This window comes from Microcoleus sp. PH2017_09_SFU_O_A, assembly GCF_020738625.1.
Lineage (GTDB): Bacteria > Cyanobacteriota > Cyanobacteriia > Cyanobacteriales > Microcoleaceae > Microcoleus.
Map to the genome: position 1 here is coordinate 36,720 of NZ_JAEQCF010000079.1, position 7,522 is coordinate 44,241.

9 protein-coding genes are annotated in these 7,522 nt (G+C 42.9%); 4 read left to right on the top strand and 5 right to left on the bottom strand.

The window, feature by feature from the left end:
- Positions 1–142: 142 nt before the first annotated feature.
- Entirely contained in the window at positions 143–580 is a 438-nt protein-coding gene (locus JGK16_RS25245; RefSeq protein WP_293185107.1) for a hypothetical protein, read from the top strand.
- Positions 581–692: 112 nt separating this feature from the next.
- Here the strand turns inward: JGK16_RS25245 and JGK16_RS25250 are convergent, their stop codons facing one another.
- The 3 genes from JGK16_RS25250 to JGK16_RS25260 all read right to left on the bottom strand — a co-directional run bounded on the left by JGK16_RS25250 (position 693) and on the right by JGK16_RS25260 (position 3,448).
- Positions 693–1,628, bottom strand: coding sequence for a fused MFS/spermidine synthase (locus JGK16_RS25250; RefSeq protein WP_293193103.1), 936 nt, complete (start codon positions 1,626–1,628; stop codon positions 693–695).
- Positions 1,629–2,100: 472 nt separating this feature from the next.
- A complete protein-coding gene (locus JGK16_RS25255) occupies positions 2,101–2,709 on the bottom strand; it encodes an adenylate/guanylate cyclase domain-containing protein (protein ID WP_293193104.1) in 609 nt (202 codons plus the stop codon).
- 10 nt (positions 2,710–2,719) lie between these two features.
- Entirely contained in the window at positions 2,720–3,448 is a 729-nt protein-coding gene (locus tag JGK16_RS25260; protein WP_293185111.1) for a response regulator, read from the bottom strand.
- Between the two features lie 323 nt (positions 3,449–3,771).
- On the opposite strand from JGK16_RS25260, the gene JGK16_RS25265 reads away from it, so the two are divergent.
- Positions 3,772–4,137 (top strand): hypothetical protein, encoded by a 366-nt coding sequence (locus JGK16_RS25265; protein WP_293193105.1) that lies wholly within the window; start codon positions 3,772–3,774, stop codon positions 4,135–4,137.
- A gap of 146 nt (positions 4,138–4,283) precedes the next feature.
- Here JGK16_RS25265 and JGK16_RS25270 read toward each other — a convergent pair whose 3' ends face one another.
- Complete coding sequence (locus JGK16_RS25270; RefSeq protein WP_293203469.1) at positions 4,284–4,838, bottom strand: methyltransferase domain-containing protein; 555 nt, start codon at positions 4,836–4,838, stop codon at positions 4,284–4,286.
- 178 nt (positions 4,839–5,016) lie between these two features.
- Between JGK16_RS25270 and JGK16_RS25275 the strand changes: the two genes are divergently transcribed.
- On the top strand, positions 5,017–5,463 hold the full coding sequence (locus JGK16_RS25275; protein WP_293185115.1) for a SufE family protein: 447 nt from the start codon (positions 5,017–5,019) through the stop codon (positions 5,461–5,463).
- Positions 5,464–5,477: 14 nt separating this feature from the next.
- The gene (locus JGK16_RS25280; RefSeq protein WP_293193107.1) at positions 5,478–6,383 is read left to right on the top strand and encodes an alpha/beta hydrolase; all 906 of its coding nucleotides are present in this window, start codon (positions 5,478–5,480) and stop codon (positions 6,381–6,383) included.
- A 112-nt stretch (positions 6,384–6,495) separates the two neighbouring features.
- Here the strand turns inward: JGK16_RS25280 and JGK16_RS25285 are convergent.
- A partial coding sequence (locus tag JGK16_RS25285) for a right-handed parallel beta-helix repeat-containing protein (protein WP_293193108.1) occupies positions 6,496–7,522 on the bottom strand: 1,027 nt, incomplete at its 5' end.

Sequence of the window (7,522 nt, forward strand, 5' to 3'; positions counted from 1 at the left end):
GGCATTGGTAATTAGTTATTCACAGTCTGCTAATAACGAATCACAAATAACCAATAACGAATCACAAATAACCAGTAACCAGTAACCAATAACAAATAACCAATAACCGTAAGATATTAGTTTCTACAAGCAAAGAGAAAAAATGTTTTTATTTGGTGGGCCTGAGTCCGAACAAAAAAATCAAAGTAACTGGCGCCGCAAATTAGATAAATTTGTAGCAGCCAACAAACAAGAATTGGCGGCTTTAGCTTGGGGACTCCTTCAGGAAAGAGGAGAGGAAAGCGACGATATTTTGGGCATTGATATTGCCGGAACGCCACGCTTCGTGTACTGTAAAAAAGAGGCAGTAGAAGAGTTAAACCGTCAAGTTAAAAGTCATATTCAGGAAATTTTAGGAGTGCTAAACGCTCACAAACCGGAGAAAGAGGTAGCGATTTTGGCGATCGGCGAAGGTGAAATCAAGCTAATTTTGTTTGAAATTGACCCCGCACCCCCTGATTGTTTTGAACTCGCAGCAGCGGATGTCGATACATTGATCGATCGCCTAGAAAAGCAAATGGCTGAATATATTAAAGGATAAATTATATCCAATCCGGTAAAAAAAATACTAATTAAGTTCGTAGTGAGGACTTTAGTCCTCATTTTCAGAGGACTAAAGTCCTCACTACGAACCAGTTTTGTTGTGTTGGATATCAAAATAACCAAGAATCAAAATAACCGGCGGGTGGCAAATCGTCGGTCAAAATTTGAGCTTGGTCTAAATTAGCTATAATCTGAGACAATTCTGAACCTATTTTCACATCAAGAGCTCTGTCTGTCAAGGAAAACGAAAATTCATGTCCATCTTGCACATATTTTGCTCTGGAAACAATCTCTTCTTTGTCTAAAATAGGGCCGTTAGTCCCAATTAAAACACTATTAATATCCTTCCAAGGGCATACGTATACCTGGGAAAACACGCTTTGAAAAGTCTTCACCTTTTGGGCATAAAACTCATCTCTTTGCAGCAGATTTACTAAAACAACTCCAGCGGTTGACAAATGTTTTTGGCAAAGTTCATAAAATTCTTTAGTTGCTAGCCGGTGCGGAAAGTAGCCGTTGCCAAAAAACACGTCAGTCATGATTATATCGTACTGCACATCTGGGCTTTGCTGCTCTAGATACTCTCTCCCATCTTGGATTGCTACGCTGAGTCTGCTGTCGAAGTGCACTCCAAAACACTCAATGGCGGCTGAAATCGCGATCGCATCTACATCAGCACATTCTACAACAGTTTCCGGCAAATAATGGTGCATAACTAACGGAATTCTGCCACCGCCAAACCCAGCTATATAAACTTTTTTAGGTTGATTTTGCCACAATAAACCCAACATCATCGCTTGGGTATATTCTGAAACTAAATGCAGAGGATTGTTGAGGTTGAACACAGATTGCAATAAATCTGTATACAAATTCACTTTTTCTACTAAACATAGCTTAATTTGACCTTTATCTTTTCTAACTGCAACATAGTGAACTCCCGACTCTTTGCAAAACACAACTCCATCCGGCTGTTGTTGCACCCAAGCCAGCCTCTGTTGAATATTCGCTAAATTGATAGTTTGCCAATTTTTTTGTTCGTCAATCATCTGATTTTTTAATTTATTGGACGCACGAGTGGTTAGAAATGCGTCAATCCTGTTTTCTTTAAACTCTATCTTTTTTGAGATTAAATAAAGGTACGTTGTTGCGCTTCAGCGCTCTTTTCTAATTTATAGCGGATCTAGCGAAAGATTCGCGGACGTTGTTGGGAAGAGAGCCCTCTTGGTTTCAGTGGTTATATAACCTGTCAGTCATACCTCACCTTTTTGACTACGTACCTAAAGACTAATCCCTATAAGAGTGCAATTTTCTTTGAAGGTTGTTGCGCTTTATGACCCTTTTCTACTTTATATATCAAAGAGCGCTGAAGCGCAACAACGTACCAAAAGACTAACCTCTATAAGAGTGCAAGTTGCGTCGAGGAATGTACTAAAAATCGTAGACTAACCGGGTATTTGCGAAGGAACTGGGTTTCTCATCAATTTTCTATTTTATATTGTGAAAAAAACCTGAGATAAATTAAGTAGATGATACCTGCTTATACGCCACAAACTCCAAACCCGAAATCGAAAAATCTATTCTTTCCCAATCTTGCTTATCACCTTCAAACTTTTCAAACGCTGCTGAGGTAAGCAAAATCTCTCCCCGTTCCGCCAAATCCTCTCCCAGCTTGGCTGCTAGATTAAATTCCGATCCGTACATATCCTCTCCTTCCAGCATCAAAACATCGCCGCAGCCAATACCAATGCAGAGGTAAATATCCATATCCGGCGGCAGAGTCGTGTTGACAGCCACCGTTTGTTTCAGAGAGTCAATTGCAGATTCCACAGCAGATTTTACATCGGGAAATACTGCAAAAATATTGTCTGCTTCCTCCTTAACAACAGTACCGCCACATTCCGCAATTATCGGTTTGACAATTCCGTGCATCCGGTGAATCATTGACAAAAAATGAATGATTCCGTAACGGACAGTTGTTCGAGAAAATCCCGACATATCCATTACCAAGATTGTGTGATTTTGACGAAAAGTTGCATTAATTTGGGCGTCAATTTCTGCCATTCTTTGGGGGTTTTCGTTTCTTTCTTGCAGCAGTTTTTCCAAGTTGGTGCGGTTATTTGTTTTCATTGTAGTTGAATTAATTAAACTCCCAATCGCGACAAAAAGGCTGAGGGCGACCAGCGGGATGTACTGCACAATTGATACCATCTTTGCCGTAATAATAGTCGCAGACTTTGCAAGGTTGATTTTGCTCAATCTTTTTCATCAAAATTGCCCGGATAGTCTGAACTCGGTTGCGATACTTGTTGGCTGTCGAGTGAGTCGGTTCAATTGCCAAAGCTTGCTGAAAAGCTGCTATGCTGGTATCGTACAATTTAATAATTTGGGCGCTGTATTTTGTCCAAGCATCGGCGCGACTTTGATACAATTCAATGGTACTTAAGTTTAAAATGCCGTATTCCGTCCAAGCGTCAGCCGAAGCCCGATCGAACTTAATATTGGCATTCATCAAGACTTTTTTGATGGTTGCCAAAAGTTCCCTGGGCTGCCAAGGTTTGCTAACATACGCCTCGGCGCGATCGATCGCCCTGGAGAACAAAGCTAGCTGCTGTCCCTTGCCGGTTAAAAATATTACTGGTATATTCCGAGTTTCGGGATTAGCTTTGATTAAACGGCAAACACCGTAACCGTCCATGCGGGGCATGACGATATCTAATAATACTAAATCCGGGTAACTTCTCTCAACTTTATCTAGTGCTTCCACACCGTCAGATGCTTGAATTACATTTAATCCACTGCATTTCAACTGATGTGAAATGCACTCCCGCTGGCTGCGGGAATCTTCCACAACTAAAACTGTACTCATCACTCCCCACCTGGTTTCCGATGTAAACTTGTGCGCTGCTTCGAGTTGCCCTGACTGACATTATTTTACCCACATTGAATGATTTTGTTATCACTAGCTAAGGGAATTCTCTAAACTTGCAACAAATCTTAAACTGGGAAGCACAGGCGATACCGATCGCAAAAATCTGCTTGCCAATACGGGGAATTATTGCAAGTTTGATCAAAAAATATTCGGATTTTAAACCTTAATAACGGCAAACTGTACTGATGCAAGCCAAAAACCTTGTTGAATTGCCACAGATAATCCGCTACTGTGTACGTTAAAGTTCTTATGGACGACAAATGAATAGATTGCTCCTCACTTTGCTTGTAAGTCCGACGCTGTTTGGATCTCTGATGTCTTTGAGCGCGATCGCCCAAAACACTCAAAACATAGGCGAAACACCGGGTAAATCGGCTGATGCGCCAACCTGCGTGCGATCGCCCCACACCCAACGTCTGACTTGTATGCGCCTTCCCGGTAAGGCTGCTGCTGCTAATTCCAAGGCCAGAATCGGTTGGCAGCGCCCGAATCAAGAACCGGTGGCGATGCTAGATTTTACGGAGGAAGAAAGCGATGCAGCAGCGGCGCTGTTTGGCTGCGACTGTCAGTTGTGCATCAATTCCCTGCGTCAGTTGCGCGGTTTGCCGCCCTTGGACTTGAGTTGAGTGCGATCGCCAAGACTGCTTCAGCTAACGTTGTTTTGTAAGATCGACTCTCTCGTAGTTTGGCGCAGTCTTCTTCGGTAATCTAAAATCTAAAATCCCAAATCTAAAACCAAAAATTTCAAATCTCAAATTGTTCGATCGGGGTGTTATTTCTGCGCCAAAGCCCATACTACTAAGGGAAAATCCGGCTCATTTGCTAACGAATGAATGGAAGCATTGTAATATTCCCATTTTGAGAAGTTTGCCACAATACAAGCGCGGTTTCCCCAAGAGCCTGTTTGGATGCGCTCTAAATTGAAACCGCATTCAGCCAGCAGGTATTTGATTCCTGTTTCTGTCCAGCGAGAGCAGTCGTTAGGGTAATCGTGAATCCGAATCAAAAACGGTATAGTTATTAAAAAATAACCGTTTTTGTCGAGCATTTGATAGATATTTTTGCCAGCGCGGTAAGGCCAAAGTAAATGTTCAAATATCTGTTCGGCAATGATTAAATCAAATGTTTGATCGAGGCAACACTCGCAAATGTCAAACTCTGGATATTTGACGGATTTATAGCTTTGAAAAGATTCTAATTTGCCCCAACTGTCGCCAGAGATTTCTAAGGTATTTAATCGATCGGGCTGCAAGCTTTTAACGATGTTGCGAGTTTCGCGGTTCATCACAACTCGGCACCAATGTTCGTCAACTGCACCAAATACCATATTTCCTCCGTTGAGATTTGTAGGGCGATTAATAACGGGATAGCTAGCCTTCGGGAAGGGGAGAGCGAACGCTTCACGCAATTTTTCTCTACAATAACCTATTCTGATTGGCGATCGCCCGCACCGACTGCTAAAATGAAATGTATAATATTAGCGATGTAAACCGCTACTCGAAATCATGTCCGCAAATACCGCGCTACCGCCAACCCTAGCTAAAATTGTCCAGCGCTTCCAGCGACACTCCGATCCGAAACAGCGCTACGAACAACTGCTGTGGTATGCCAAGCGACTCCCACCATTTCCCGAAAGCAATAAACAGCCAGAGAACAAAGTTTCTGGCTGCGTGTCACAAGTTTATATTACCGCAACTTTAGCCGACGGAAAAGTTTCCTTTGAAGGCGATTCAGACGCTCAGCTAGTCAAAGGATTAGTTGGCTTGCTCGTCGAAGGTTTAAGCGGATTGACGCCTGCGGAAATAGTCAGCGTTACCCCAGATTTTATTCAAGATACGGGATTGAATGTGAGCCTGACACCTTCTCGCGCTAACGGATTTTATAACATCTTTCAAATGATGAGAAACAAGGCACTGGGTTGCGAAGTTAGCGCGCAAGCAGAAGCAAATTAACAGGAGCAAAAGCTGTGACTCAGACTGCTGATTTAATCCAATCTAATTATGGCAGCTATCCCGCGACAGTTCAAGAATATCTCTGGAACTGGAAAGGAACGCAAATCAAAGTTATTTACGAAACCAGAGGACAAGGAAACACCGTATTATTGCTGCCAGCTTTCAGTACGGTTTCAACACGAGCAGAAATGCGTCCTTTAGCAGAATTGTTGGCTCCTAACTTTCAAGTTGTGAGTGTAGATTGGCCTGGTTTTGGCGACTCGGATCGCCCGCGCACCGACTACGAACCGCAATTATATCATCAATTTATTCAGGATTTTGTTGAGTCTACTTTTAGCAGTCCTGTGGCTGTAGTTGCGGCCGGTCACGCTGCGGGTTATGCGATGCAATTAGCGCAGTCAAAGCCGAATGTTTGGTCAAAAATTGTGTTAGCTGCACCGACTTGGCGCGGGCCTTTACCGACGATGAGCAAACAGCAAAGCGGCTGGCACGGAATTGTGAGAGAATTAGTGCGATCGCCCTTACTCGGTCAATTCCTTTACAAACTGAACACTGCGCCGTCATTCCTGGGTTTAATGTACCGCCGCCACGTCTACGCGGATGCAGCAAAAGTCACCCCCGATTTCATCCAAAACAAATGGAAAGTCACGCAGCAAGTAGGTGCGAGATTTGGTTCGGCGGCTTTTGTAACTGGTGGTTTAGATCCGGCAAAAACCCGAGAAGAATTTGTCGCCAACTTCCAAGAATTAGCAGTGCCGGTGATGGTTGTAATTGCTGAGAAAGCACCGCCCAAATCTAAGGCGGAAATGGAAGTATTAGCCCAATTACCGGGAGTAGAATCGCGAGTTATCCCTGGTTCTTTGGGCTTGCACGAAGAGTATGCGGCGGATTTGGCAAATGCGGTTAAGTCTTTTGTTTAAGATTATAGACTTCTTGCAAAAATAATTAGGACGGGCTAGAAGCCCATCCCACAATAAAAAAGATTTTTGTGGGATGGGCTTCTAGCCCGTCCCAAATGACTAATGACTTCTTCTATTCTTGATTGCCTTTCCCGCGAATATATCCGTTATCTGCAATCCGCCAAGCACCCCCAGTATTGCCGGTTAAATCGCAATCATCCACCGTAGCAATACTATCTCTATAAACTGCGATCGCCTCACCTTCATTACCATTAATTCTACACCTGCGCGCAATCAATTTTCCTCCCAATCCGACACCTATTCCCAGAGTGCCGTTATTATAGATATTGCAATCTTCCACCGTTGCTTTGCCATTATCCGAGATAAAGATTCCGTTCCATATTCCATCATGAATTTGACAGCGACGGATTACTGAATTAGCATTAGAGCCGCAGATTACTACCACAGAATAGTTGGCAGAAGTGATATCGCTGTCTTCTACGATTAACTCGCCTTGGCGAATATCTACAGCGTAATATTTCCCTGTTGTTTTAATTGTCAATCCTCGCACTAAAGCGCTGTCTGTTGCCATTTGAATGCAGTTTGAATCGCTGCTTTCAACAGTGACGCTACCCGCTTCTATGTTGCCGATAATTTCCACAGATTTGTCGATTATTATACTTTCTTTGTACACACCCGGATGCACATAAATTCGCGTACCTGAAACAGCATTTTTTAGGGCTTCGCTAATAGTGGTATAGTCACCTTCGCCTTGCTGAGAAACTACAAATTCTTGATTTTTCAAAATTGCTGCTTCTGGGGTTGACTCGGCGTTTTTATCTAGTAATTCAGCTTTTGGTGATTCTTCCGCTGTTGCAGTAATTTCCGGTGTTGGCTGCAACCGTTCTTGATATACTGTTTCTAAGTGATGTTCTAACTCAGATATTTGAGATTGAAGTTGAGCTTGACTCTGGTTTGCTTTCTCGATTTGACTTTGCATTTCCGAGAGTTGGGCGTAAATGTGCGATCGCTCTCTGTTAGCAGTTTCTAGTTGAGACTCTAATTGCGATCGAGTTTGACGCCCATTTTCTAACTGATTTTCTAAGTCGGATATTTGAGATTGCAGTTGATTTTGATTTTGATTGGCTCTCTCGATTTGA

Bases quoted from the DNA above. Each gene is read 5' to 3' on its own strand.
- JGK16_RS25245 (WP_293185107.1), top strand. From the start codon at position 143: ATGTTTTTATTTGGTGGGCCTGAGTCCGAACAAAAAAATCAAAGTAAC.
- JGK16_RS25250 (WP_293193103.1), bottom strand. From the start codon at position 1,628: ATGATTGACGAACAAAAAAATTGGCAAACTATCAATTTAGCGAATATT.
- JGK16_RS25255 (WP_293193104.1), bottom strand. From the start codon at position 2,709: ATGAAAACAAATAACCGCACCAACTTGGAAAAACTGCTGCAAGAAAGA.
- JGK16_RS25260 (WP_293185111.1), bottom strand. From the start codon at position 3,448: ATGAGTACAGTTTTAGTTGTGGAAGATTCCCGCAGCCAGCGGGAGTGC.
- JGK16_RS25265 (WP_293193105.1), top strand. From the start codon at position 3,772: ATGAATAGATTGCTCCTCACTTTGCTTGTAAGTCCGACGCTGTTTGGA.
- JGK16_RS25270 (WP_293203469.1), bottom strand. From the start codon at position 4,838: ATGGTATTTGGTGCAGTTGACGAACATTGGTGCCGAGTTGTGATGAAC.
- JGK16_RS25275 (WP_293185115.1), top strand. From the start codon at position 5,017: ATGTCCGCAAATACCGCGCTACCGCCAACCCTAGCTAAAATTGTCCAG.